A 24,531-nucleotide genomic window follows, 5' to 3' on the forward strand; every position below is an offset into this window, starting at 1 on the left:
CGGTGCCAGCTGGCACCGCGCCTCCCGTCCGTCGCTGCGACCGTCTAGAGCCAGTTGCGCTTGCGGAAGATCGCCCAGAGCACGCCCATCAGGGCGAGCATCCCGAGGATCGCGACCGGGTAGCCGTAGCGCCAGTGGAGCTCGGGCATGTGGTCGAAGTTCATCCCGTAGACCCCCGCGATGAGTCCCGGGGCGAAGAGGATCGCCGCCCACGAGGAGATCTTCTTGACCTCCTCGCCCTGCCGGTGCGCGGCGCGTGCGAGCTGCCGGCTCTCCTCGCCCTGCGCGAGGCTGGCGCTCGTCATGCGGCGCATCGCCTCGTTCTGCTCCTGCGACACCAGGGTCGCGTGCAGCGTCAGGGCGTTCTCGAGCAGGGCCCGGAACGAGTCCACCCGCTCGGTGACCCGCAGTGCGTGGTCGAGCACGTTCCGCAGACGGTGCTGGACCTCGTCGTCGACGCCGTACTTGTCCGCGCCGCGGAGCAGCCCCTTCACCATCGCGGGAACCGGCTTCGTGGCGCGCTGGAAGGCCAGGACCTCGCTGAGGAGCTGGTAGATCCGCTTCGAGACGCCGGGGTCGACCTGCCCGGCGAACAGCTGGTCCTCGATGGCGTCGACGTGGTCCTGCAGGATCTCGACCACGGGGGCGTAGCCGTCGACGACCTCGTCGAGCACGGCGGCGGTGACGGCCTCGGAGCCCCGGGCGAGGAACTCCGGGTCGGCCTCGACCCGGGCACGGAGCGCCGCCAGGTCGGGACGCTCGGCGTGCCGGACGCTCACCACGAACCGGTCGCCGACGAACAGGTGCACCTCACCGAACTCGACGGTCTCGGCAGTGGTGTCGAACCACGCGGGCCGGAGCACCAGGAACAGCGTGTCGCCGTACCGCTCGAGCTTCGCGCGCTGGTGTCCCTTGCGGGCGTCCTCCACCGCGTTCTCGTGCAGGTCGAACTCGGTCGCGACGGCCTCGAGCTCGGTGTCGTCCGGGCGGAAGAGCCCGATCCAGGCGAGGTCGCCCCCGGTGGCGAGCGACAGGGTCGACGGTGACCCGACGCGACGTCCCTCGACGTAGATCGCGTTGTCGATGAGTGCCATGTGCGTGCTCCTCTCGGGAGCAGGCAGGCGCGAAGTGACCCCGGAGTGGTCCGGGGGAGGGGTTGCTCAGCGAACGGGCACGGCGACGACCGTCAGGGGCGGCCGGCCCGATCGAGGATGGTCACCCGACATCGCGCCTCACCTGCCCTTCTGCTGGTCCGTCGGCCGCGGTGCGCAGCCTCGTGGCCACACCCGTGACCGACGGCCGACCCTACTCCGTCGAGTCGGCGGAGCCAAGTGAACGAACGCTCACATGCCCCAGACGTCGCGGTTCGACGACGCGACCGCGACCGCTCCGGCACCGAGGGCGGCCATCACGTCGGCCTTGTCGCACACCAGGCCGCCGGCGATGACCGGCACGGCGGTGTCGTCCCGGAGCCAGGTGATCACGCGCGGCATGCACCCGGGCAGGATCTCGATCGCGTCGGGTCCGGCCTGCTCGACCACGCGGGGGAGCTGGTGGTACGAGAACGAGTCGACGAGGAAGAAGCGCTGCACGGCCACGAGCCCGGCGCGCTTGGCGGCCCGGACGAGGTTCGACTTGGTGGAGAGCACGCCGTCCGCGCGGGTGTGCTCGGCGATCCACGTCACGACGACGTCCCGGGCAGCGAAGCCGTCGAGCAGGTCGACGTCCACGAGCACGGTCTTGCCGGCGTCCTTCGCCCGGGCGACGATGTCCGCGACGTCGAGGACGCTGCCGTAGAGCACGAAGACGACGCCCCGGTCGGAGGCCAGCACCTCGTCGAGCGCGGAGGCGTCCTTCACGCTGGCGATCACCGGGTCGTCGCGGAGTGCGTCGAGCACGGCGTCGGCTCCGGCCCGCGGTGCGACATCGCGTTCCGTCGTGGTCATACCGACCATTGTCGATGACGCGCCCTGACAATCGCGGGCGGGCGCGCGCGGGTCAGCGGGTGATGTGCAGACCGGCCGTCGCGAGCTCGGTGAGCTGCCACCCGAGCCACGGGCTCCACGCGAACGGCGCACCGGCGACCGACTCCCGCAGCGCGGCCTCGGAGACCCAGGCGTACTCGGCGACCTCGTCGTCGGCCGGAGCCGGGACGTCGTCGGTGACCGCGCGGAAGACCGGGCAGACCTCGTTCTCGACGATCCCGGAGGCGTCGACGGCGCGGTACCGGAAGTGCGGCAGCACGAGCTCGACGTCGCGGACGGTGATGCCGAGTTCACGCGAGGCCCGCCGGGCGATCGCGTCCTCGAACGACTCGTCGGGACCGGGGTGGCCGCAGAACGTGTTCGTCCACACCCCGGGCCACGTCTTCTTGGACAGCGCACGACGGGTCACCAGGACGTCGCCGTCGGTGTTCCGCACGTGGCACGAGAAGGCCAGGTGGAGGGGCGTGTGGTCGGTGTGCACCGTGAACTTGTCCGCCGTACCGATCGGGGTACGGTCATCGGCCAGGAGCACCACGGATTCAGGGAAAGTCGTCATCTGCATCGATAGGTTAGGCCAATGAGCGAGGAAGCGGCCACCGTGGCGCACATCGACCTCGCGCTCGTCGACGACTGCCTCGAGCGCTTCTTCGCCGTGTCGTCGGCGCGCGCCGAGCGGTACGGACGACCGTCCGGGGAACTCTGGCGGGTGCTCCGCAAGGCGAGCATGGGCGGCAAGCGCTTCCGCCCGCGCATGGTCCTCACCGCCTACACCGGCCTCGGCGGCGACGACCTGCACGCCGCCGCGCACGTCGGTGCCGCGTACGAGCTGCTGCACACCGCGCTCGTCGTGCACGACGACGTCATCGACCGTGACTGGTCGCGCCGCGGCCAGCCGAACGTCGCCGGGTCCTTCCGCGACACCGGCACGACGGGCGGCCTGCCGCTGCCCACCGCCGAGCACCGCGGCATGAGCGCCGCGGTCATCGCCGGCGACCTGGCGCTCGCGGGCGCACCCCGGTTCATCGAGTCGGCCGGCGTCACGGGTGACCGCCGTGCCCGGCTGCTCGAGCTCCTCGACGAGGCCGTGTTCGCCAGCGCCGCGGGCGAGATGACCGACGTCGACCTCGCCCTCGGGATGATGCCGACGGTGGACGAGGTCCTGCAGATGGAGCGTGCGAAGACGAGCGTGTACTCGTTCGAGGCGCCACTGCAGTCCGGTGCGGTGCTGGCCGGCGCCGCCGAACCGATCGTCGAGGCGCTCGGTGCCTTCGGCCGCGAGATCGGGATCGCCTACCAGATCGTGGACGACCTGCTGGGGGTCTTCGGCGACGAGGGCACGACCGGCAAGACCGTCCTCGGCGACCTGCGCGAGGGCAAGCGCACCATGCTGATCGCCCACGCCGCGACGACCGAGTGCTGGCCGGACATCGCGCCGTACCTCGGCGACCCGGACCTCAGCGAGGAGCGCGCGGCCGAACTCCGTGCGACCCTTGTCACCTGCGGCGCCCGGGCCGCCGCCGAATCGCGGATCGCCGAGCACACCGCACTCGCCCGTGCCGAGCTCGCCGGACTGCCGTACGACCTCGCCGACCGCCTGGAGGCCCTCGTGACCGAACTCGTGGAGCGCGCCCGGTGAGCCACAGCCGAACGGAGCCGCGTCCCACGACCCGGCTCCCGCTCTACGACGCCACGGCCGAGGCCGCGTCGGGCGTCGTCATCGACCGGTACTCGACGTCCTTCGGGCTCGCCAGTCGGCTGCTCACGAAGGACACGCGCGAGCACATCCGCAACGTGTACGCCCTCGTCCGGGTCGCCGACGAGGTCGTCGACGGGCCCGCGACCGAGGCCGGACTCGACCACGACCTCGCCCGGACGGTCCTCGACGAGCTCGAGGCCGACACCGAGCGGGCGATCGCGCTCGGCTTCTCCGTCAACCCGGTGGTGCACGCCTTCGCCCGCACCGCTCGGGTCACCGGGTTCGGCCCGGAGCTCACGCGGCCGTTCTTCGCCTCGATGCGGATGGACCTCGAGCGGACCGAGCACGACCAGGAGTCCTTCGACCGCTACGTGTACGGCTCGGCCGAGGTGGTGGGCCTGATGTGCCTGCGCGCGTTCGTCCACCGCGCCGGCCGGCCGACGTTCGACGGCACCGTGCTCGTCGACGGCGCCCGAGCGCTCGGTGCCGCGTTCCAGAAGGTGAACTTCCTGCGCGACCTGCACGCCGACTTCGAGGTGCTCGGTCGCTCCTACTTCCCGGGGGTCGACATCCGCAGCTTCGACGAGGCGACGAAGGACCGACTGGTCGCCGACGTCCAGTCCGACCTCGACCGGGCCGCCCGCACCGTCCGGCTGCTGCCGGCCGACGCGCGGAACGCCGTCGGCCTCGCGCACGCGCTCTTCCAGGAGCTCAACGACCGCATCGCCGCCACGCCCGCCGACCGCCTGGTCACCACCCGGGTGCGCGTCCCGAACCCGGTGAAGGCCCGCCTGGCCGCGCAGGTGCTCGCCGGACGTGCGCCGCTGCGGTCGCGCGCGACCCACCACCGGACGGGAGGCACGGCGTGACCCCGCCCCGCGCCTCCAGTCCGAAGGACGCCGGCACCACGACCAAGCGCAAGGTGCCCGCCCGACGTGCCGTCGTCATCGGCGGCGGCATCAGCGGACTCGCGTCCGCCGCCCTGCTCGCGCGGGACGGCTTCTCGGTGACCGTGCTCGAGCAGCGCGGGCAGCTCGGCGGCCGCGCCGGGTCGTGGGAGCAGGACGGCTTCCGGTTCGACACGGGCCCGTCCTGGTACCTCATGCCCGAGGTGTTCGACCACTTCTTCCAGCTGCTCGGCACCTCGGCCGACGCCGAGCTCGACCTCGAGAAGCTCGACCCCGGGTACCGCGTGTACAGCGAGGGCTACGACGACCCGATCGACCTCCGTGCCGACAGGGAGGCGAACATCGCCCTGTTCGAGTCCGTCGAGCCGGGCGCCGGCAGGCGGATGCGGAAGTACCTGGCCTCGTCCGAGGACACCTACGCGATGGCGATCCGCCGGTTCCTCTACACGACCTTCCAGGACCTCACGAAGCTCGCGGCCCCCGACGTCCTCCGACGGCTCCCGAAGCTCGCGCGCCTCCTCATCGAGCCGCTCTCCACCTTCGCCGAGTCCGCGGTCAAGGACCGCCGCCTGTGGCAGGTCCTCGGCTACCCGGCGGTGTTCCTCGGTACGAGCCCGTACGCGGCGCCGAGCATGTACCACCTCATGAGCCACCTCGACCTCGCCGACGGGGTGCTCTACCCGAAGGGCGGCATCACCGAGGTCATCTCCGCCGTCGAACGCGTCGCCCGCCGTGAGGGCGCGAAGATCATCGCCGGCGCCAAGGTCGAGCGGATCGTCGTCGAGGACGGCCACGTCACCGGTGTCGTCCACCGCGACCGCGCGGGAGCGCAGCACACGGCGCCCGCCGACCTCGTGGTGAGCGCCGCCGACCTCCGGCACACGGAGCTGCAGCTGCTCGACGCGGAGCACCGCACGTACCCCGCCGCACACTGGGCGAAGCGCGACCCGGGGCCGAGCGCCGTGCTCGTCTACCTCGGCGTCGACGGGCCCGTGCCGGGGCTGCTGCACCACACGCTGGTGTTCACCGAGGACTGGAAGGCGAACTTCGGCGCGATCTTCGGCGCCGACCGGCACGTCCCCGACCCGGCGTCGATCTACGTCTGCGCTCCGTCGGAGACCGACGCCTCGGTCGCCCCGCGGGGATCGAGCAACCTGTTCATCCTCGTGCCGCTGCCCGCCGACCTGTCGATCGGCAAGGGCGGCATCGACGGTGCCGGCGACTACGAGGTCGAGCGGATCGCCGACCGCGCCATCGACGTCGTCGCCGAGCGTGCCGGCGTGCCGGACCTCCGCGACCGGATCCGGGTCCGCCGGACGATCGGTCCCCGGGACTTCGCCGACGACTACAACGCCTGGAGCGGCTCGATGCTCGGGCCGGCGCACACCCTGAAGCAGAGCGCGTTCTTCCGCGAGAAGAACGCCTCGGCGAAGGTCGACGGGCTCTACTACGCCGGTGCCTCGACGATCCCGGGCATCGGGCTGCCGATGTGCCTGATCAGCGCCGAGGTGCTCCTCAAGCGCATCCACGGGGACACCAGCACCGAACCGCTCCCGGCACCGCTCCGGCGGCCCGGCGCCACTGACTGATGCCCGGGCTCTACCTCGCCGGGCTGCTGGTGTCGCTCGTCGGCATGACCGTCCTCGATGCCCGGCTCCACCTGTTCTTCTGGCGGGCGCCGTGGCGGGCGGCGGCCGTGATGGTCGTCGGCGTCGCGTTCTTCATGCTGTGGGACGTGCTCGGGGTCGCGCTCGGCATCTTCTTCATCGGGCCGCAGAACCTGCTGACCGGGGTCCTCCTCGCGCCGGACGTCCCGCTCGAGGAGCTCTTCTTCCTCCTGCTGCTCTGCTACACGACCATGAACCTGGTCGGCTTCGTGCAGCCCCTCGTCGCGCGGGGCCTGCGGCGGGCCGAGCGGAGCCGATCGTGACCGGCTCCGGCGCGTACGCCCTGCTCGCGCTGCCGTTCTTCGCCGCGGTCGCGGTGGTCGCCGTCGCCGCCGGGGTCGTCGCCGCACGACGTGCACGTGCCCGGGGGCGCCGTGCACCGACCGGCCGGCGGATCGCCCTCGTGACCGGGCTCGTCGCCGGCATCGCCCTGCTCGTCATGACGATCGTGTTCGACAACGTCATCGTGACGCTGCGGATCGTGGCGTACGACCCGGCGCTCATCAGTGGTGCGAAGATCGGGGCGATCCCGGTCGAGGACCTCGCGTACTCGATCGCCGCGATCGTGCTGCTCCCCAGCCTGTGGGTCCTGTTCGACCGACCCACCCGGCCATCCCACGAAGAGGAACCGACCCGATGAACGCGAGCACCGCCTCCAGGCCGTCGACCCTGCGCGCCCTGTTCGTGTCGTCCCGGCCGATCAGCTGGGTGAACACCGCGTACCCGTTCGGCGCCGCGTACCTGCTCGGCAGCGGGGTCGGCGTCGAGGGCGGGGGCGGGTTCTCGCTCGTCGCGTTCCTCGTCGGCGTCGTGTACTTCCTCGTGCCCTACAACCTGGCGATGTACGGCATCAACGACGTCTTCGACTACGAGTCCGACCTGCGGAACCCGCGCAAGGGCGGGGTCGAGGGTGCCCTGCTCGACAAGAGCGTGCACCGCACCACGCTGTGGGCCGTCGTCGTCACGAACGTGCCGTTCCTGGTCGCGCTCGTCGTGCTCGGCGCGGTGTCCGGCAACGGGCCGTGGTCGTGGCTCGTCCTCGCGATCAGCGTGTTCGCCGTCATCGCCTACTCGGCACCGGGGCTGCGCTTCAAGGAGAAGCCGTTCCTCGACTCGCTCACGTCGAGCACCCACTTCGTGTCGCCGGCGATCTACGGCCTGGCGCTCGCCGGCCCGCACTGGACCGGCCAGCTCGTCGCCGTGTGCGTGGCGTTCTTCCTGTGGGGCGTGGCGTCGCACGCGTTCGGTGCCGTGCAGGACGTCCTCGCCGACCGGGCCGGCGGGATCGGCTCCGTGGCGACCGTCATCGGTGCCCGCGCCACCGTGCGCCTGGCGTTCGTGGCGTACCTCGTGGCCGGTGTCGCGCTGCTGTTCTCGGCGTTCCCTGGTCCGATCGCCGCGATCGTCGTGGTGCCGTACGCCCTCAACGTGCTGCCGTGGTGGAACGTCACCGACGCGGGCGCCGAGTCCGCGAACGCCGGGTGGAAGCGGTTCCTCTGGATCAACTACCTCGCCGGGTTCATCGTGACGATGGCACTCATCGCGTACGCGTTCACGCACTGACCCGTGCCCTGACAGACTGGACGCACGCGCCGCGGGAGTCGTGGGGCGCCAGCCACGAAGGAGTGCACGCATGACGGTCCGGATCATCCACGTCGGTCTCGGAGGGTGGGGTGGCAACTGGGCCCGCACGGCCATCCCGGAGGTCACCGAAGTGGAGGTGGTCGGGATCGTCGACCCGGTCCCGGCGACACTGGACGCCGTGCGGTCGGACCTCGGCCTGCCCGAGTCGGCGGCGTTCGCGTCCCTCACCGAGGCGCTCGCCGGGGTCGAAGCCGATGCCGTCGTGATCACCGCCCCCGCCGTGACGCACGTGCCGCTCGCCCTCGAGGCGCTCGAGGCCGGCAAGCACGTCCTCGTCGAGAAGCCCTTCGCCAACACCACGGACGAGGCCGTCACCGCGGTCCGTCGCGCCGAGGAGCTCGGGCTCGTGCTCCAGGTCAGCCAGAACTACCGCTGGTACCCCGCACCCCGGGTCGTGCAGGACCTGCTCGCCGCGAGCACCGTCGGCGAACTCTCGGCGATCAACGTCGACTTCCGGCAGTGGGACAACGACCTCGCGTTCGAGGAGCACCCGCACTACCGGTTCCCGCACGCGATGATCAACGACATGGCGATCCACCACTTCGACCTCCTCCGGATGATCACCGGTCGCGAGGCCGTCCGCGTGTTCGCGAAGTCGTCGTACCCGTCGTACAGCAAGTACCAGGACGAAGCCGTCGCCTCGATGATCATCGAGCTCGACGACGGCCTCGTGGTCAGCTACCGCGGCAGCTGGCTCTCGCGCGGCCCCCGGACGGCCTGGGCGGGCGAGTGGAGCATCCAGGGCGAGGACGGCGAACTGTGGTTCACGAGCCGCTCGGGGGAGCCGAACGCGGTGGCCGGGGACCGCGTGACGGTCCGCCGGACGCAGGACGACGAGGCCGAGGCGGTCGAGCTGCCGACGATGGCGCACACCGATCGACAGGGCGGGCTGCAGGCGTTCGCGCGCTCGGTGGCCGGCGGCCCCGCACCGGCGACGAGCGGTCGCGACAACCTGCGGAGCCTCGCGCTGATGGAGGCGGCGGGCCGCTCCGCGGCGTCGGGCCTGCCCGAGGACGTCGTCGTCCCGTCCTGACGCCCGGCGGGCCGGCTTCGCGAAAGCGACAGTCTGCCGCCGCGGTCCCGCGGCACCCTGTCGCTTCCGCGGCACAGGCGACGGGCCGGCCCACGGATCTGTCGCTCCGGCGGCACGGACTGGAGGCGCGGTGCGGGCCCGACCCGCGCCTCCAGGCCGCCGTCTGGTCACGCTCCCGCCCCGCGAAAGCGACAGTCTGCCGCCGCGTTCCCGCGGCACCCTGTCGCTTTCGCGACACGGACGGCGGGCCGGCCCGCGGATCTGTCGCTTTCGCGGCACCGGCACCGGCACCGGCACCGGCGCCGGTACCGGCACCGGCACCGGCGGTGCCCGCCGGCCGCGTCCGCCGTGCGCGGGACACGCCCGGGGCTGGACACGACCCCGGCCCGAGCGTGTACGAAATGGGGAATGGCCAAGGACAGTCTCCCCGAGCTCGAACTCGCGAACGTCCGCACACGTGAGGGCATCACGGACACCGTGACCGAGATCCGACGGCGTGCGGACATCCCGGCGCGCGCCCGCCTGGCGATCGCGAAGACCAAGCAGCGCTGGCACCGCGACCCCACCCCGCTCGTGGCGATGGGCGTGACCGCTGCAGCCGGTGTCGCGGCGATCGTCGTCGGCATCGCGATCCGGAACAACCCCGCCGGGCACCTCGCCGAGCCGCCCGCCTCGTCGGCCTTCACCGCGCTGCTGCCGTTCGGGGCCCGTGGTGGCGACGGCCCGGGCGCCGCCGAGCAGAGCCAGCCCGGACGCAAGGGGCGCAAGGCCCGTGCGAAGGCCGCCGAGGAGTCGCTCGAACGCGACCCGCAGCACCGCGCACGCGGCAAGCAGCGCGCCGGGATCGCCGCGGTCCAGCGCCGCGCGACGAAGAACCGCAAGCAGGCCGCCAAGCGTTCGAAGCAGGCACTGAAGGCGAGGGGGTAGTCCCGTGGCACGCGAGCAGCACAAACCCGAACCCGACGACCCCCGCAAGCCCGACAGCCCGGCGGACCTCACCAAGCCCACGCTGGTCTACACGCTGAAGAAGACGCTCCGCGAGTTCTCCAGCGACCAGTGCACCGACCTCGCCGCGAGCCTGACCTACTACACCGTGCTCGCGCTCTTCCCCGGTCTGCTGGCCGTGGTGTCGATCCTCGGGCTCGTGTCCGACCCGAAGAAGACGATCGACACGCTGCTCGACCTCGTCAACAACATCGGTGGCGAGCAGGTCGTCAGCCTGCTCCGGGACCCCATCGAGGGACTCGTGCGCTCGCCCGCGGCGCCGATCACGTTCATCGTCGGTGTGGTCGGTGCGCTCTGGTCGGCCTCCGGCTACGTCGGCGCGTTCGGCCGCGCGATGAACCGGATCTACAACGTCCGCGAGGGGCGTCCGATCTGGAAGCTCCGCCCGACCATGCTCGGCGTCACGCTCTTCACCGTCGTCCTGCTCGTCCTCGGGCTGCTCGCGCTCGTGTCCGGCCCGCTCGCCCGCAGCTTCGGCGACGTGATCGGGCTCGGCGACGCCGCCGCGACCGTCCTGAGCATCGTGCAGTGGCCGATCCTGCTCGTCATCGCGATCATCGTCGTCGCGGTGCTCTACTACTGGGCGCCGAACGTCAAGCAGCCGAAGTTCCGGTGGGTCAGCGGCGGGTCGATCGTGGCCATCCTGATCCTCGTCATCGCCAGCGTCGGGTTCGGCTTCTACGTCGGGAACTTCTCGAACTACAACGCCACGTACGGATCCCTCGGTGGCGTGATCGTCTTCCTGCTGTGGGTGTGGATCACGAACAACGCGCTGCTCTTCGGCGCGGAGTTCGACGCCGAGCTCGAGCGTGGACGGCAGCTGCAGGCCGGCATCCGTGCGGAGGAGGACATCCAGCTCCCCGAACGCGACACCCGGCAGATCGAGAAGCAGGACGAGAAGCGCGCGCAGGACGTCCTGGACGGCATCAAGATCCGCGAGGACGCCGACCGCCGCTGACGGGACATTCCCGGTCGGGGTCGCTACGGTTCGCCCGTGCCGTCCTTCCTCGAGGGGCTCCCGTTCTGGTGGCTGGTCCTCGCGCTCTTCGTCGTGGTGCTCTGCCGCGCGCAGGCGACCTACTGGCTGGCACGGCTCGCGGTCACCGGCGCGGCGCGGTCCCGCTGGGGTCGCTGGCTCGACTCTGCGGCGGTCCGTCGGGGTTCGGCGCTGCTCGACCGCTGGGGGCTGCCCGTCGTCACGGTCAGCTTCCTCACCGTGGGGCTGCAGACGATCATGAACGCGGCTGCCGGCATCGCCCGGGTGCCGTGGTGGCGGTACACGATCGCGATGGTCCCGGGGTGCGTGGCGTGGGCGTTCGTCTACGCGACGGTGGGGATCGCGCTGTTCTGGGCGGTGCTCGCGGCGTTCGCGGGGTCGCCGTGGGGCGTGGTCGTGCTCGTCGTGCTGGCGGCGGCCGCCGCGGTCGCCGTGTGGACGGTTCGGCGTCGTCGCCGGGCCGCCCCGCGGCTTCCGTAGGGTGGTGCGCATGACCGACACCGCGCCTCCCGTCCGTCCGACCGCACTCGTCACGGGCGCGACCCGTGGGATCGGCCGGGCCATCGCGCTCGACCTGGGACGCACGCACCACGTGCTCGTCGGCGGCCGGACCGCCGCAGCCGTGGACGCCCTCGTCGCCGAGCTGCCCAGCGCGTCGCCGTTCGTGGGCGACCTCGGCGCGGGCGAGTTCCCGCCGCTGCCGGAGCGCCTCGACGTCCTCGTGCACTCCGCCGGGGTCGAGCAGGGCACGACCGTCGCGGACACCCCGCGCGAGGTGTGGGAGCAGGTCTTCGCCACGAACGTGTTCGCGGTCGCCGAGCTGACGCGGCTCGCCCTCCCGGCCCTCCGCGCCGCGCACGGCATCGTCGTGCCGATCAACAGCGGCTCTGGGTTCCACTCCGGACCCGGCGGAGGCGTGTACGCGGCGTCGAAGTTCGCGCTCCGGGCGTTCGCCGACGCCCTGCGGGAAGAGGAACGGGCGAACGGCGTCCGGGTGTCGAGCGTGCACCCGGGCCGGACGGACTCGGACATGCAGCGGGCGCTGACCGAGAAGCTCGGCGAGGACTACGACACCGACTACTACCTCGCGCCCTCGGACGTGGCCGACGCCGTCCGGACCGTCGTCGACCTGCCGGAGCGGGGCACGATCGAGTCGCTGGCGATCCGACCGACGCGGCGGCGCTGACCCGCTGCGCCCAGGGGCGGGTCACCTGAGCTCGATGCGGGTGGTGAGGTCGAGGCGGTCGAGGAACGTCTCGTCGTGACTGACCACGACGAGGGCTCCCCGGTACGCCCGGAGCGCGTCCACGAGCTGGTCGACACTCGTCAGGTCGAGATCGTTCGTCGGCTCGTCGAGCACCAGCAGCTGCGGCGGGGGATCCGCGAGCACGAGGCTCGCCAGCGCCACCCGGAACCGCTCCCCGCCCGAGAGCGCGCCAGCCGGGCGATCGACGGTGTCCCCACGGACCAGGAACTTCGCCAGCCGGTTCCGCACCTCCGCCGGCGGGACGTGCGGGGCATCCCGCCGGACGTTCTCCAGCACCGACAGCGCGTCGTCGAGTGAGTCCTTCCGCTGCGGCAGGTAGCCGATGCGGTCGACGTGCGGGACCGCAGCCGTGTCGGGCAACGGATGCGCCCGCGCGCCGGGGACCCCGACGAGCTGCTCGAGCAGCGTCGTCTTGCCGACGCCGTTGTCCCCGGCGACGGCGATGCGTTCCGGGCCCTGCACGATCGTCGCCCGCCCGCGCAGCGTGATCGTCGCGATCTGCCGCGACGCCGGCACGTCCGGGTCGGGGAGCGTCACGTGGATGGACTCGTCCGCGCGCAGCCGTCCCTCTGCCTCGCGCTTGGTGGCGAGTGCGGCGGCCTCGTCCTCGGCGTACCCGGTGCGGAGCCGCCCGGCGGTCTGTTCGCCGCGCTTCCGCATCTCGTTCGCGAAGATCTTCGGCATCCCCTCGGCGGCCTTCACCCCGGACCGGGCCCGACGGGCGATCTTCGTCTCGGCCTCGATGCGCTGCCGCTTCTCGGTGCGGTGCCGCTGCTCGGCGACCCGGACTTCGCGTTCGACGGCGGCCTGCTGCACCGCGAGGTGCTCCTCGAACGCGCTGAAGGTCCCGCCGAACACGGTCATGCCGCCCGCGCGGAGCTCGGCGACCTCGTCGACGTGCTCCAGGAGCTCGCGATCGTGGCTGACGACGACGAGGGTGCCCGGCCAGTCGTCGACCATGTCGAGCAACATGCTCCGGGCACGACGGTCGAGGTTGTTCGTCGGCTCGTCGAGGAACGCGATCGGGAGCCCCCGCAGCCGGATGCCGGCGACCGCCACGAGGACGGCCTGGCCTCCGGACAGGGTGCTCACCGGACGCTCGAGGTCGGCGCCGATGCCGAGGCCGATGCCGTCGAGCGCCGCGGCCGCACGTTCCTCGAGGTCCCAGTCGTCGCCCACGGCGTCGAAGTGCTCCGGAGCGGCGTCACCGCCGAGGATCGCGCGGAGGGCCGTCAGGGTCGGACGGATGCGCAGGAGGTCGGCGACCGCGTCGTCGTTCTGCGGTTGCAGGCGTTGCGGCAGGTGGTCGACGGGGCCGGACGTCGTGATGGTGCCGGACGTGGGGTGGAGCCGACCCGTGACCAGCCGGACGAGGCTCGACTTGCCGGCACCGTTCCTCCCGACCAGGCCGGTCCGGCCACGGCCGAAGGCGGTGGTGAGGTGGCTGAGCGCGACGGTGCCGTCGGGCCAGGCGAAACTGAGGTCGTTCAGGACGACGGACGGACTGATGGGCATACGGGTGCCTCCCCGGTGGTCGATGCTGGGCGCACGACACCGGACCCGCCACGGGAGGGCGGAGCGCCCGACGGGGCGCGACGATCACGGTGTCAGCGCGAGGGCTGAGCAGATCCGGTGATCGACAGCAATTCGTCCACTTCCGTCGGGGAGCCCTGCGTGACCGCCACCCGCACCGCCGGTCGGTCGTCCCGCACCGGTGGCCTCGCGATGACGACGAGGACCCGCCCACGGTACGCCGGGAGTCTCGCGCCGCGCAAGGCCCCTGAGCCGTGACAGGCTTGGGGGCATGCCGGAGAACCTGCTGCCGAACCCGACCGCGAACCCCGAGACGCTCCTGCCCGCCGAGCCGGAGGTGACCGCCGCCCTCGCTGCCGATGCTCCCGTCGCGAGCGTCGTGGTGTCGCACCCGGCGTCGAGCCTGGCGTGGGCACTGCTCGCCGACGAGGCGTGGGAGCGTGGGGCGACCCTCGAGTCGTACGCCTACGCGCGGGTGGGGTACCACCGTGGGCTCGATGCGCTGCGGAAGGCGGGGTGGCGCGGTGCCGGGCCGGTGCCGTGGTCGCACGAGCCGAACCGGGGCGTGCTGCGGGCGCTGTTCGCGTTGCGGCGGGCGGCTTCGGCGATCGAGGAGCCGGGCGAGCCCGAGCGGCTGACGGAGTTCCTCGATGCGTCCGACCCGGCGGCGATCCCGGCGCTGAGCGCGTAGCGCGCGGGCGCAGGCGCGGGCGGTTCGTCGCTCGTCTCCGCTGGTGCGCGCGCATCTTTCGGGCTCGCTGACCGTTCTGGTTCGTGAAACCCGGGAATCGCGAACCAGAACGGTCACGAACCCCGCGGAACCTCCCTCTGCCTGCGCAGTGGGCTGGCTCGCGCCCGGCCGGCGCACGACGGAAGTCACCTCGAACCACGCTTCCGCCTGGTTCGAGATGACTTCCGTTGTGCGAGCCGCGGCGAGCCGCCGGCGGCTAGCGCGTGACCACGGCGCGCCGCCGCGCGAGCAGCACCCACGCACCCGCGGCGAGCAGCAGCGCCGCCACGGCCCCGGTGACGAGGACGGCCGGCCCGGACACGCCCGTGTACGCCAGCACTCCCTGCGCGCTCGCCCGCTCCGCCATGGCGTCGGACGCCCCGCGGTCACCCGCACCTGAGGCAGCGCCCGGCCCCGCGCCCGAGCCGGCACCCGGTCCCGCGCCGCCGCCCGAGCCCGAGCCCGAGCCCGCGCCCGGGCCCGGCGTCGGCGGTACGACCACCGACTCGACCGGCTCGACGACGACCCGGACGACCGCCACCACGGTCTGCCCCGCGTGCGTCGTCACCTGGTACCGCACTGCCGTCGCCGGTCCGGAGAACGACGACTCCGGGGTGAACGTCACCTGCACACCCTCGACCGTCCACACGCCCTCGCCGGGGACCCTGAGCCGCTTGCCGTCCGCCGAGAGCTCCGCCCCCTCGATCCCGTCGCCGCTCAAGCGCAGGGAGTCCGGGTCCGCCGAGCTCCCGTCGAGCGGGTCGTTCCCGAGGACGTCGATCGTCACCGGCTCGCCCTGCTTCGTCGTGCCCTCGTCGTCGACCGCGACGGCCTCGGGCAGGACGACCTCGAACGCGGTCCGGTCGGCGTTGTTCGACAGGTCGACGTCGGTCACCGAACCGTCGAGCGCGATCGCGGGGCGGGCTGCGTCGAGGCGGTCGGTCGTGAAGTCCGTGACGCTCTCGACGGGCATTGTGTGGAGGCCGGAGCGGGTCGTCACCGGCACCGTCCCCCGCACCGCGATCGTGACCGCACCACCGGGCGGGCCCGACCAGTCGGCGGCGACCGCACCCTGTCCCGCCGCGGCGCCGCACGTCGCCCCGGCCTCCGCACGGCACGTCCACCGGACGTCAGTCAGCGGCAGTCCCTCGGTCACCGCCACCGTGCGCGCGACGGCGTCGACCGCTCCGCCGATCGTCGCCGGCCCGTCGTTCACCGACCGCAGCTCGAACGTGACGTCCTCGCCGGGGGTGACCGGTGCGTTCGTCAGCGTGTGGGCGGTCGTGACGACGTCGGTCGGCTGCGTCGCCCGCAGGTTCCGGATCTCGTGGAACTGCGTCCGGCCCCCGGTCGATGCGCTGAAGCCGAACCGCACCTGCTCCGGCAGTGCCGTGGCGGGGAGGTCGGCGCTGACGACCTCGCGCATCTCGCCCGCGTCGGCGCCGGGGTCGGTCGGCTCGGACATGGCGACGAGCACCCGGATCCCGCCGGCGTCGGTCGGCAGGAGATCGATCTGCACGTGGCGGTGCGTGGCCGCCTCGGCCGTGGTCTCGCGGTCTTCGAGGAACCCGTCGCCGAGGTCCCCGGTGGTCGCGAGGACCGGGTAGCACTCGCGCTCCGGACCCCGGACGGTGATCGCGTTCGGGACGACGTCGGGACGCGCGAAGTTACCGAAGCGGTCGAACCCGATCCCGACGACCCCGCCGTCGAGGCCTTCCTCGCAGGGGCGGGTGCCGTCGTGGTAGCCGAGGCCGGCGCCGACCGGACCGATCGCGTCGAGCGGGACGGCGGCGTCCTGCAGGAAGAACCCGATCCCGTCGGCGTACCCGGTGTCCGTCGTGCTCCACATCCGCTGGTCGAACTCGACCGTGAGGCCGTGGCTCGAGTCGTAGGGCGACTCGTTGTACACGGCGGAACTCACCCGCTTCGTGTCGTCGGTCAGCCGTAGCCACCGTCCGGCGGCACCGTGGTCGACGATCGCTGCCTGTCCGTCGTCCGTCGCGATCCGGGTCCAGCCGGCGGGCATCGTCGTGCCGACCGGCAGTCCGACGAAGGGGTCGGTGACCGGGAACGGCGCGACCGCGTGCGCGGGGGACGTCGTGGCGATCGCGGTCGCGAGGCCGCCGCCGACCACCACGAGGGCGGTCAGGGCGGCGCTCGCGACGGCGCGCCTGGGAGTGCTGTGCATGGGGTCCTCTCTGCTGGTGGAGAAGACCCTTCCGGACGCCCGACACAGGCGCAAGGAATATGTATCAGATATACGACTTCCGGGCTGCGCTCAGCCGAGCACGACGCTCCACGAGAACGCCTGCGGCCAGAGCTGGTGCTCCGGCAGCACGTCGAGGCCGCACGCACGCGACCCCAGGCCGTGCTGCGCGGCGTCGAGGTACAGGTACAGGTGCTCCGACACCGGCAGCTCGTACGGGTGCATCGCGCGACCGATCTGCTGCGCGGTCCACGGCGACAGGGTGAACCCCGCACGGTGCGAGCCGACGGTCGACACGGTGAACGGCCCGACCGACAGCTCGCGCAGCGACGGCCGGTGCCCGGTCTCCTGCGGCATCGAGTACTCGACGCCGAGCGACCGCACCGGTGCCGAGAAGCGTCCGACGCGGGCGGCGTGCGACGAGTCCGCGTACGACTCGAGCGGCCCCGTGCCGAACCACGACGCGTCCGAGTCGGCCAGGGACGCTGGCAGGTCGAACCGCACCCCGATCCGTGGCCACGTGACGTCCCACGCGCCGAACGGCACCGCGTCGGTCTGCAGCAGCAGCCCGGCGTCGGTCAGGGTCCAGCGGTGCGTGACGTCGACGCCCCACCCGCTGTTCGCCGCCGCGACGCGGACCCGCTGCTCGAGCCCGGAGTCCGTCCGCGACACCGACACGAGCCGGTGCGTGAGCCGGTCCAAACCACGTTCGCGCCAGCGCGTGGCCGACGGGGGAGCGTCCGGGTCGCCCACGCCGTGCGTCAGCACCGGGTCGGCCGTCTCGTACCCGCCCTGCGACGCCAGACTGTCGTTGTCGGTCGGTGCGCGCCACAGCTCGAGTCGCGGCCCGGCCACCTCGTGCCCCTTCCAGGACACCATGTCACCGCGGGCCGAGAACGTCCCGTCGCCGAGTCGGTCACCATCCCACCCCTGACCGGAGGCCCGTGGCACGTCCGCCTCGCGCGATGCGACGAGCGTCTGGGTGCGTGCCAGGACGTGGCCGGTGTCCGCCCACGCGGTCGGCCCCGCCAGTTCCGCCGTGACGTCGAACCACAGCTCGTCACCGGGTGCGAGCGCCGCGGTCGCGGCTTCGAGCACCTCGTCCGGCACCGGCACCGTGGCCGAGGACTGCGCCGCGATGACACCGGGCGTGAACCGGCCCTCGTGCTCCACCACACCGTTCCGGGACAGCGTCCAGTGGAACCGCAGTCCCGCGGTCGAGGCCGAGTGGTACCGGTTCTCGATGAGCACGGTGGTGTCCGACGCGGACAGCCGGATCGGCGCCACGACGGCCGCGAACTCGGCCAGCCCCGGCGTCGGGGTGTCGTCGGGCAGCACCAGGCCGTCCATCACGAAGTTGCCGTCGTGGACGACCTCGTGGAAGTCGCCGCCGTACGCGTGGTAGGGCCGTCCGTCGGGGGTGTGCGCGAGCAGCCCGTGGTCCCGCCACTCCCACACGAACCCACCGTGCAGGCGCGGGTACTTGTCCACGAGGGCCTCGTACTCGGCGATCTGGCCGGGTCCGTTGCCCATCGCGTGCACGTACTCGCAGTGGATGAACGGCTTCGACCGCTGGCGAGCCGCCTCGGCCGGGCCGCAGCCGAGCAGGGGCGTTGCCGGACCGCCGCCGATCGACTCGGTCTCCTGCAGCGACGAGTACATGCGCGAGTACACGTCGGTGTAGGCACCCGAGTAGTCGCCCTCGTAGTGGACCGGACGTTCGTCGTCGCGCTCGTGCACCCACTGCGACATCGCGGCGAGGTTGCGGCCGGTCCCGGACTCGTTGCCGAGCGACCACATCACGATCGACGCGTGGTTCTTGTCGCGCTCGACGGTCCGCGCGATGCGGTCGAGGTACGCCTCGCGCCAGGCCGGGTCGTCCGACGGGTTGCCGACCCAGCCGGTGAAGATGAACCCGTGCGTCTCGAGGTCGCACTCCAGGATCACCCAGAAGCCCAGCTCGTCGGCGAGGTCGAGCACGCGGGGGTGCGGCGGGTAGTGCGAGGTGCGGATGGCGTTGACGTTGTTCCGCTTCATGAGCGCCATGTCGGCGCGTGCGTGCTCCTCGTCGAACACCCGACCGCGCACGGGGTGCGTCTCGTGCCGGTTCACGCCGTGGAACACCACGCGCTCGCCGTTCACCAGGAACCGATCGCCCTCGATCGACACGGTGCGGAAGCCGAGCCGCAGCGACACGGTCTCACCACCGGCGCTCCCACCGGCGGCGGTCCCGGTGGACAGCGTCGCGTCGTACAGCGTCGGGAGCTCGGCGCTCCACGGCTCGACACCCTCGACGGTGATCGGTCCGACCTCGTCGGCGGACGCCCACGAGACGTCGACGCCGAGCGCGGGCACCGTGAAGCGCACCGGGAACGCCGCATCGACGGTCGGGAACGAGATCGTCCCGGTGCCGGTCGACGGTCGGCCGGACGCCGCTGTCCCGGCGCTCGTCGCACTCCCGAGCACGGCGGTCCACCCGGCGCGGACGAACACGTCGTCGATCGGGGCGGTCGGCCGCGCCAGCAGCGTGACGTCGCGGAAGATCCCGGGCAGCCACCACTGGTCCTGGTCCTCGAGGTACGAGGCCGCCGACCACTGGTGCACCCGGACGCGGACCTCGTTCGACCCCGGTCGCAGCACGGACGTGACGTCGAACTCCGTCGCGAGCCGCGACCCGGTCGACCATCCGATGACGACGCCGTTCACCCACACCCGGAAGTGCGACTCCACCCCGTCGAACCGGAGCAGCACCCGGGCCGCGGCGTCGAAGGACGACGGGACGTCGAAGGTGCGGCGGTAGTCGCCGGTCGGGTTCTCCTCCGGCGGGTGCGGCGGGTCGATCGGGAACGGGTACTGCAGGTTCGTGTAGCTCGGCGCGCCGTGCCCGTGCAGCACCCAGTGCGCCGGCACCGGGATCGTGCCCCACTCGTCCTCCGGCCCCGGTTCCGGGACGTCCGCGACGGGCGACCACCGGAAGTCCCACTCCCCGTCCAACGACAGGGCGGGAGCGTCCGTGTGCAGCCAGGCCCGTGGGGCCAGCCGGGTGTCCGAACCGGGGGCGGTGGAGGAGAGTGCGGCGATGGTCAACCCTTGACCGATCCTTCCGTGAGGCCCCCGCGCCAGAAGCGCTGCAGGACGATGATGGCGATGACGAGCGGGATGACCGAGACGAGCACCCCGCCGGTGGTGAGCTGGTAGAACTCCGGCAGCCGGTCCACCTGCGAGCGCCAGTTGTTGAGTCCCAGTGTGATCGGGTACAGCTTCTGGTCGGCCAGCATGATGAGCGGCAGGAAGAAGTTGTTCCAGATGCCGACGACCTGGAACAGGAACACGGTGACGAGCGCCGGCGTCATCTGCCGGAGCACGATCGTGTGGAAGATCCGGAGCTCGCCGGCCCCGTCGATGCGTGCCTGCTCGAGGAGCGCCGTGTCCACCGACGCCGCGGCGTACACCCGGCAGAGGAACAGGCCGAACGGAGAGACGAGGCTCGGGATGAGCACGCTCCAGTACGTGTCGGTCAGGCCCAGCGTCGAGAACAGCAGGAACAGCGGCAGGGCCGTCGCCGTCCCCGGCACGAGCACGCCGCCGAGGATCGTGCCGAACACGAGCTGCCGACCCCGGAACTCGTACTTCGCGAGCGCGTAGCCACCCGCCGCGGCGAAGTACGTCGCGAGGACGGCGCCGACGCCCGAGTACAGGATGCTGTTCGCGATCCAGCGGACGAAGATGCCGCCGTCGTACGTGAACACCTGCTGGAGGTTGCTGAACAGCGCGAAGTCGCCGCCGAACCAGAACCCGTTCGTGGCGAACAGCGCGCCGGTGGTCTTCGTCGCGGCGATGATCACCCAGTACAGCGGGACGAGGAAGTAGATCGCGACGATGACGAGGATGCCCGTCACGACGATCTGCGACTTGCCGGAGCGGTCGAGCTTGCGGCGCTGGTGCGCCGAGATCGACGTGGTGTCCACCGGGACCGCGGTCTTCGCGGTGGCCGGCGCTTCGATGGCTTCGCTGCTCATGCGTCCGCCCCCTTCGTGACGGTGGTGCCGTGGTCCGGACCGGAGCGGCCCTGGAGGTGCGGTGCGGCCTGGGTGGTGACCGTCCCGGCCGACGCGACGCGCGTCTGGAGCGCGACCCGCGCCTCCTGGCCGTCCCGCTTCGCCCGCTTGCGGCGATCCCGCTCGTCCTTCGGCGGACGGTTCGTCAACGCGAGGAACGCGAACGACAGGATGAACGCTGCCAGCGCGATGATGACCGCCTGCGCACTCGCGACGCCGTACTCGTTGAACGCGAACGCGTTCGTGTAGGCGGCGTAGTTCGGCGTGTACTCGGTGTCGATCGCGGGGGCGACCGTGGACAGGATCTGCGGCTCCGCGAAGAGCTGCAGCGTGCCGATGATCGAGAACACCGTCGTGAGCACGAGTGCCGGCGCGATGAGCGGGATCTGGATCCGCCAGGCGACCTGGAACGCGTTCGCGCCGTCGACCTTGGCGGCCTCGTAGACCTCGCCGGGGATGGACTTCAGCTGCGCCACGATGATGAGCATGTTGTAGCCGGTGTACGTCCACGTGACGATGTTCGCGATCGACCAGAGCACGCTGTTCGCGCCGAGGAAGTCCGGCTGGAGCCCGATCCCCTGCAGCAGCGACACGATCGGCGACAGGCCCGGCACGTACAGGAAGGACCACAGGATCGTGGCGATGACGCCGGGGACGCCGTACGGCATGAAGTAGATCGCACGGAAGAAGCCCGGCCAGCGGGCGCTCGCCGACTCGAGCAGCAGCGCGAGGATCGTGCAGGCGATGATCATCACCGGGACCTGCACGATGCCGAACAGCAGCATGCGGCCGATCGAGGCGACGAAGCCGGCGTCCTGCAGGGCGATCGCGTAGTTGTCGAACCCGGCGAACCTGCCGACGACGCCGTCCTCGCCGAACAGCCCCTCGCGGTCGACGGTCGTGAACGACTGGAACAGCGCGCTGATGATCGGGATGATGAACGTCAGCACGAACAGGGCGAGGAAGGGTGCGAGCAGGATCCACGGGGCGCGCTTCTGGGCGACCGTGGCCTTCGTGCTCGTGCGGAAGCCGTTCTTCGGCTGCGTCGTGGTCATCGTGCCGTCCTCACGCTGAGGCCCTTGTCCTTGAAGGACTGGACGATCTCCTTCTGGGCGAGCTCCACCGCGTCGGTGAGCTTCAGCCCACTCGTGAGCTTGCGGCGGAACTGGTTCTGCAGACTCGTGAACGCCGACTGCGTCACGGGCGACCAGGACCACTCGACGTTCTGCTCCTGCGCGGCGGGGACGAAGACATCCTCGTTGTAGTTCTGCCCGGAGAACCACTTGCTCGGCTGCTCGCGCTGCGCCCCGATGTAGTCCTTCGCGGGCGACCACCCGATGCCGCAGTACTTGATCATCGCGTCGATGCCCTCCTTCGAGGTGGTCATCCACGTGATGAACTCGAGCGCTTCCTTCGGGTGCTTCGCGTTGGCGAGCACCGCGGCCGTCGAACCGCCGATCGCGCTCGACCCGAACCCGGTGTCGCCCCACTTCTGCATGGGTGCGACCTTCCACTTGCCCTCGCCGCCCTGGACGGACTCGATGAGGGCGTCGCCCCAGCTCGCGCTCGTGACGGCCGCGATCTTGCCGCTCGCCGCCGAGGCGTACCAGCCGGGGGAGTACGCGCCGGCGCTCGTGTCGACGAGCTTGTCGTCGATGACGCCGTCGAAGAACTCGGCGACCATCAGGGTCTTCTCGTCGGTCATGTCGACGACCCACTCGTCGCCGTCGACCTTGAACCACCGGGCACCGGCCTGCTGCGCGTACGCGGCGAAGGGGGAGGCGTCCGAGACCGGGAAGACCTCGAGGTAGTTCTGCGCCCCGGTCTTCCGGACCTTCTCGGCGAGGTCGCGCCACTCGTCCCACGTCGTCGGGGGTTCGCCGCCGGCCTGCTCCAGGAGCGCCGTCTGGTAGTAGAAGCCCATGGGGCCGGTGTCCTGGGGGATGCCGTAGATGCCGTCCACGAACGAGACCTGCGCCCAGGCGGCGTCGTCGTACTTCGACTCGAAGTCCTTCGCGCCGTAGCGGGCGAGGTCGACCAGACCGTTGGCGAGCATGAACTCGGGGATCTGCCGGAGCTCGACCTGCCCGATGTCCGGGCCACCACCGGCCGCGAGTGCGGAGTACATCTTCTGGTACCCGCCGCTGTTGCCGCCCGGGATCCAGTTCGCGGTCACCTGGATGTCCGGGTGCGTCTTGTTCCAGACGTCGCAGACCTTCTGGAGGTCCTTGAGCCAGGCCCAGTAGGTCAGTTCGACCTTCTGCCCGCTCGTAGCGGCGGGGATCAGCGCCGCCTTGTTCACGTTGGTCGAGCCCGGCACCGCGCAGCCGGCGAGCAGTCCGGTCGCGGCCGCGCCGAGGCCGAAGCCCAGCAGTTGTCGTCGGGAGATGGGCCGTCGGTTCGGTGGAGGCGTCATTGCCGGGACTCCGGTTCGTCGTCGAGCGGGATGCCTCCAACCCAACCACAGAACCGAGCGCAGCTGTACTTTCACGAAGACTCTGGACGTTCCCTCCGGACGTGGAACACCGTGCCCCGTCGGGGTGGAGTGTGGGCCAACACGAAACGTCGGGGTCCGTGACAGCCCCGGCATCCGTCCGAGAGGAGCTGCCATGACGTCGACCAACGCGACGAGCGAACTGCACGGGATCCTGGGACAGCGGCTGGAGGGCGGTGGGACCTGGGCCTGGGCGTACGCCGACGTCTCCGGCAACGTGGAGGACCCCCGACGGCAGGCGGCACTGAAGCTGCGTGTGGTCGAGGAGGCCCTGCGTGCGCAGGGTGCGACCGACGACGTGGTCGACCTCGTCGCCGGCGAGTTCGAGCAGGAACCCGGCGTCCCCTCGCCCGTCACCCGGTACGTGCTGGTCCACGACGGTGCGCTCGTGCTGAGCGAGGTCCTGCCCGGGCACCTGCACGGCCCGGAGTCGGTCGGCGTCGGTGCCGTCCCCGACCTCGTGCCGCTCGTCGCCCACCGGCCCGTCGACCTGCCGTTCCTGGTGGTGCACGCCGGCAAGGAGGGCGGAGCCTTCCGTTCCTACCGACTCGGCCACGCGCCGCTCGACGCGACCGGCGGTGAGCAGCAGGTCCAGGGGCGCAACGACACCCTGCACTACGCCAAGGCGGGGACCGGGTGGAAGCAGCCGCACTGGCAGCAGCACACCGAGGAGATCTGGAAGCAGAACTCGTCGGAGACCGCCGCCGCCGTGGACGAGGCCGTCCGGACCCTCCGCCCCGGACTGGTCGTGGTCGCCGGGGACGTCACCGCGCGGGAGCTCCTCGTGAAGGCGCTGTCCTCGGAGACCCGTGCGCTGACCTCTGTCTTCCCGGGCGACCCCCGCGCCGACGCCTCGTCGAAGCAGGCGTTCGTCGAGCACGTCGAGACCGCGCTCGCCCGGGTCGTCGCCACCCGACGCCACGATCTCGAGGACCTGCTCCGCACCCACGTCGGTCGGGGCGACAACCTCGCGGTGACCGGGCTCGGAGCAGTCGTCGGGGCGCTGCAGCAGGCGCAGGGATCGGTCGTCGCGCTCGACGCCGTGGCGGTCGGGGAGCGGACGCTCCTCGCGCTCGCCGGTGCCCCGTGGGTGGCGACGGCGCCGGAACAGGCTGCCGGGACGCCCGTCATCGGAGCGGTGCCGGCGGTGTGCGCGCTCGTGCGTGCGGCGGTGCTGACGGACGCGGAGCTCGTGCTCGTCAACGCGGCGTCGTTGCCGGGTGGGGTCGCGGCGGCGGCGTTGCTGCGGTGGCCGGTGGGGCCGGCCGTGCCCGCCTGATGCGGTGAGCACCTGACGGACGGGAGGCG

22 protein-coding genes are annotated in these 24,531 nt (G+C 71.7%); 13 read left to right on the forward strand and 9 right to left on the reverse strand.

Features of this window, described 5'->3' with window-relative positions; translation table 11 throughout:
• Window positions 1-44 precede the first annotated feature (44 nt).
• The 3 genes from BIV03_RS01505 to idi all read right to left on the reverse strand — a co-directional run bounded on the left by BIV03_RS01505 (window position 45) and on the right by idi (window position 2,541).
• Window positions 45-1,094 (reverse strand): magnesium and cobalt transport protein CorA, encoded by a 1,050-nt coding sequence (locus BIV03_RS01505; protein WP_070417110.1) that lies wholly within the window; start codon window positions 1,092-1,094, stop codon window positions 45-47.
• 249 nt (window positions 1,095-1,343) lie between these two features.
• Window positions 1,344-1,946, reverse strand: coding sequence for a glycerol-3-phosphate responsive antiterminator (locus BIV03_RS01510; RefSeq protein WP_071294384.1), 603 nt, complete (start codon window positions 1,944-1,946; stop codon window positions 1,344-1,346).
• A gap of 52 nt (window positions 1,947-1,998) precedes the next feature.
• A complete protein-coding gene (gene idi, locus BIV03_RS01515; protein WP_071294385.1) occupies window positions 1,999-2,541 on the reverse strand; it encodes an isopentenyl-diphosphate Delta-isomerase in 543 nt (180 codons plus the stop codon).
• Window positions 2,542-2,562: 21 nt separating this feature from the next.
• On the opposite strand from idi, the gene BIV03_RS01520 reads away from it, so the two are divergent.
• The 11 genes from BIV03_RS01520 to BIV03_RS01570 all read left to right on the forward strand — a co-directional run bounded on the left by BIV03_RS01520 (window position 2,563) and on the right by BIV03_RS01570 (window position 12,121).
• Window positions 2,563-3,621, forward strand: a complete 1,059-nt coding sequence (locus BIV03_RS01520) for a polyprenyl synthetase family protein (protein ID WP_071294386.1) — start codon at window positions 2,563-2,565, stop codon at window positions 3,619-3,621.
• Window positions 3,618-4,550 carry a phytoene/squalene synthase family protein gene (locus tag BIV03_RS01525; protein ID WP_071294387.1) on the forward strand — a complete coding sequence of 311 codons (933 nt, stop codon included), beginning with the start codon at window positions 3,618-3,620 and terminating at the stop codon, window positions 4,548-4,550. Before BIV03_RS01520 ends, BIV03_RS01525 begins: the two co-directional genes overlap by 4 nt.
• Window positions 4,547-6,178, forward strand: a complete 1,632-nt coding sequence (gene crtI, locus BIV03_RS01530; RefSeq protein ID WP_083295095.1) for a phytoene desaturase family protein — start codon at window positions 4,547-4,549, stop codon at window positions 6,176-6,178. The genes BIV03_RS01525 and crtI overlap by 4 nt, the downstream gene beginning before the upstream one ends.
• On the forward strand, window positions 6,178-6,519 hold the full coding sequence (locus BIV03_RS01535; RefSeq protein ID WP_071294388.1) for a lycopene cyclase domain-containing protein: 342 nt from the start codon (window positions 6,178-6,180) through the stop codon (window positions 6,517-6,519). The genes crtI and BIV03_RS01535 overlap by 1 nt, the downstream gene beginning before the upstream one ends.
• Window positions 6,516-6,896, forward strand: a complete 381-nt coding sequence (locus BIV03_RS01540; protein WP_071294389.1) for a lycopene cyclase domain-containing protein — start codon at window positions 6,516-6,518, stop codon at window positions 6,894-6,896. The genes BIV03_RS01535 and BIV03_RS01540 overlap by 4 nt, the downstream gene beginning before the upstream one ends.
• On the forward strand, window positions 6,893-7,819 hold the full coding sequence (locus tag BIV03_RS01545; protein ID WP_070417104.1) for a prenyltransferase: 927 nt from the start codon (window positions 6,893-6,895) through the stop codon (window positions 7,817-7,819). Before BIV03_RS01540 ends, BIV03_RS01545 begins: the two co-directional genes overlap by 4 nt.
• Window positions 7,820-7,889: 70 nt before the next feature.
• Window positions 7,890-8,933: a Gfo/Idh/MocA family protein gene (locus BIV03_RS01550; protein ID WP_071294390.1), complete on the forward strand. Its 1,044-nt coding sequence runs from the start codon at window positions 7,890-7,892 to the stop codon at window positions 8,931-8,933.
• Between the two features lie 408 nt (window positions 8,934-9,341).
• Window positions 9,342-9,860, forward strand: a complete 519-nt coding sequence (locus BIV03_RS01555) for a hypothetical protein (RefSeq protein WP_071294391.1) — start codon at window positions 9,342-9,344, stop codon at window positions 9,858-9,860.
• A 4-nt stretch (window positions 9,861-9,864) separates the two neighbouring features.
• Entirely contained in the window at window positions 9,865-10,896 is a 1,032-nt protein-coding gene (locus BIV03_RS01560; protein WP_070417101.1) for a YihY/virulence factor BrkB family protein, read from the forward strand.
• Between the two features lie 36 nt (window positions 10,897-10,932).
• Window positions 10,933-11,415, forward strand: coding sequence for a DedA family protein (locus tag BIV03_RS01565; protein ID WP_083403129.1), 483 nt, complete (start codon window positions 10,933-10,935; stop codon window positions 11,413-11,415).
• Window positions 11,416-11,425: 10 nt separating this feature from the next.
• A complete protein-coding gene (locus tag BIV03_RS01570) occupies window positions 11,426-12,121 on the forward strand; it encodes an SDR family oxidoreductase (RefSeq protein ID WP_071294492.1) in 696 nt (231 codons plus the stop codon).
• A gap of 21 nt (window positions 12,122-12,142) precedes the next feature.
• On the opposite strand, the gene BIV03_RS01575 is transcribed toward BIV03_RS01570, so the two are convergent.
• Complete coding sequence (locus tag BIV03_RS01575) at window positions 12,143-13,717, reverse strand: ABC-F family ATP-binding cassette domain-containing protein (protein WP_071294393.1); 1,575 nt, start codon at window positions 13,715-13,717, stop codon at window positions 12,143-12,145.
• 289 nt (window positions 13,718-14,006) lie between these two features.
• On the opposite strand from BIV03_RS01575, the gene BIV03_RS01580 reads away from it, so the two are divergent.
• Complete coding sequence (locus BIV03_RS01580) at window positions 14,007-14,426, forward strand: DUF3151 domain-containing protein (protein ID WP_071294394.1); 420 nt, start codon at window positions 14,007-14,009, stop codon at window positions 14,424-14,426.
• A 256-nt stretch (window positions 14,427-14,682) separates the two neighbouring features.
• On the opposite strand, the gene BIV03_RS01585 is transcribed toward BIV03_RS01580, so the two are convergent.
• The 5 genes from BIV03_RS01585 to BIV03_RS01605 all read right to left on the reverse strand — a co-directional run bounded on the left by BIV03_RS01585 (window position 14,683) and on the right by BIV03_RS01605 (window position 23,145).
• The gene (locus tag BIV03_RS01585; RefSeq protein WP_071294395.1) at window positions 14,683-16,653 is read right to left on the reverse strand and encodes a hypothetical protein; all 1,971 of its coding nucleotides are present in this window, start codon (window positions 16,651-16,653) and stop codon (window positions 14,683-14,685) included.
• Window positions 16,654-16,743: 90 nt separating this feature from the next.
• Entirely contained in the window at window positions 16,744-19,758 is a 3,015-nt protein-coding gene (locus tag BIV03_RS01590) for a glycoside hydrolase family 2 TIM barrel-domain containing protein (RefSeq protein WP_139201827.1), read from the reverse strand.
• On the reverse strand, window positions 19,755-20,690 hold the full coding sequence (locus tag BIV03_RS01595) for a carbohydrate ABC transporter permease (RefSeq protein WP_092384698.1): 936 nt from the start codon (window positions 20,688-20,690) through the stop codon (window positions 19,755-19,757). Before BIV03_RS01595 ends, BIV03_RS01590 begins: the two co-directional genes overlap by 4 nt.
• The gene (locus BIV03_RS01600) at window positions 20,687-21,784 is read right to left on the reverse strand and encodes a carbohydrate ABC transporter permease (RefSeq protein ID WP_071294396.1); all 1,098 of its coding nucleotides are present in this window, start codon (window positions 21,782-21,784) and stop codon (window positions 20,687-20,689) included. The genes BIV03_RS01595 and BIV03_RS01600 overlap by 4 nt, the downstream gene beginning before the upstream one ends.
• Entirely contained in the window at window positions 21,781-23,145 is a 1,365-nt protein-coding gene (locus BIV03_RS01605) for an extracellular solute-binding protein (RefSeq protein WP_071294397.1), read from the reverse strand. The genes BIV03_RS01600 and BIV03_RS01605 overlap by 4 nt, the downstream gene beginning before the upstream one ends.
• A 193-nt stretch (window positions 23,146-23,338) precedes the next feature.
• On the opposite strand from BIV03_RS01605, the gene BIV03_RS01610 reads away from it, so the two are divergent.
• Window positions 23,339-24,502 carry a Vms1/Ankzf1 family peptidyl-tRNA hydrolase gene (locus BIV03_RS01610; protein ID WP_071294398.1) on the forward strand — a complete coding sequence of 388 codons (1,164 nt, stop codon included), beginning with the start codon at window positions 23,339-23,341 and terminating at the stop codon, window positions 24,500-24,502.
• Window positions 24,503-24,531: the final 29 nt, after the last annotated feature.

This window comes from Curtobacterium sp. MCBA15_016 (genome assembly GCF_001865105.1).
Classification (GTDB): domain Bacteria; phylum Actinomycetota; class Actinomycetes; order Actinomycetales; family Microbacteriaceae; genus Curtobacterium.

What these genes read in the sequence shown, in the direction of transcription:
- BIV03_RS01505 (WP_070417110.1), bottom strand. Translation starts at nt 1,094, where the DNA reads ATGGCACTCATCGACAACGCGATCTACGTCGAGGGACGTCGCGTCGGG.
- BIV03_RS01510 (WP_071294384.1), bottom strand. Translation starts at nt 1,946, where the DNA reads ATGACCACGACGGAACGCGATGTCGCACCGCGGGCCGGAGCCGACGCC.
- idi (WP_071294385.1), bottom strand. Translation starts at nt 2,541, where the DNA reads ATGACGACTTTCCCTGAATCCGTGGTGCTCCTGGCCGATGACCGTACC.
- BIV03_RS01520 (WP_071294386.1), top strand. Translation starts at nt 2,563, where the DNA reads ATGAGCGAGGAAGCGGCCACCGTGGCGCACATCGACCTCGCGCTCGTC.
- BIV03_RS01535 (WP_071294388.1), top strand. Translation starts at nt 6,178, where the DNA reads ATGCCCGGGCTCTACCTCGCCGGGCTGCTGGTGTCGCTCGTCGGCATG.
- BIV03_RS01545 (WP_070417104.1), top strand. Translation starts at nt 6,893, where the DNA reads ATGAACGCGAGCACCGCCTCCAGGCCGTCGACCCTGCGCGCCCTGTTC.
- BIV03_RS01550 (WP_071294390.1), top strand. Translation starts at nt 7,890, where the DNA reads ATGACGGTCCGGATCATCCACGTCGGTCTCGGAGGGTGGGGTGGCAAC.
- BIV03_RS01555 (WP_071294391.1), top strand. Translation starts at nt 9,342, where the DNA reads ATGGCCAAGGACAGTCTCCCCGAGCTCGAACTCGCGAACGTCCGCACA.
- BIV03_RS01570 (WP_071294492.1), top strand. Translation starts at nt 11,426, where the DNA reads ATGACCGACACCGCGCCTCCCGTCCGTCCGACCGCACTCGTCACGGGC.
- BIV03_RS01575 (WP_071294393.1), bottom strand. Translation starts at nt 13,717, where the DNA reads ATGCCCATCAGTCCGTCCGTCGTCCTGAACGACCTCAGTTTCGCCTGG.
- BIV03_RS01580 (WP_071294394.1), top strand. Translation starts at nt 14,007, where the DNA reads ATGCCGGAGAACCTGCTGCCGAACCCGACCGCGAACCCCGAGACGCTC.
- BIV03_RS01585 (WP_071294395.1), bottom strand. Translation starts at nt 16,653, where the DNA reads ATGCACAGCACTCCCAGGCGCGCCGTCGCGAGCGCCGCCCTGACCGCC.
- BIV03_RS01595 (WP_092384698.1), bottom strand. Translation starts at nt 20,690, where the DNA reads ATGAGCAGCGAAGCCATCGAAGCGCCGGCCACCGCGAAGACCGCGGTC.
- BIV03_RS01600 (WP_071294396.1), bottom strand. Translation starts at nt 21,784, where the DNA reads ATGACCACGACGCAGCCGAAGAACGGCTTCCGCACGAGCACGAAGGCC.
- BIV03_RS01605 (WP_071294397.1), bottom strand. Translation starts at nt 23,145, where the DNA reads ATGACGCCTCCACCGAACCGACGGCCCATCTCCCGACGACAACTGCTG.
- BIV03_RS01610 (WP_071294398.1), top strand. Translation starts at nt 23,339, where the DNA reads ATGACGTCGACCAACGCGACGAGCGAACTGCACGGGATCCTGGGACAG.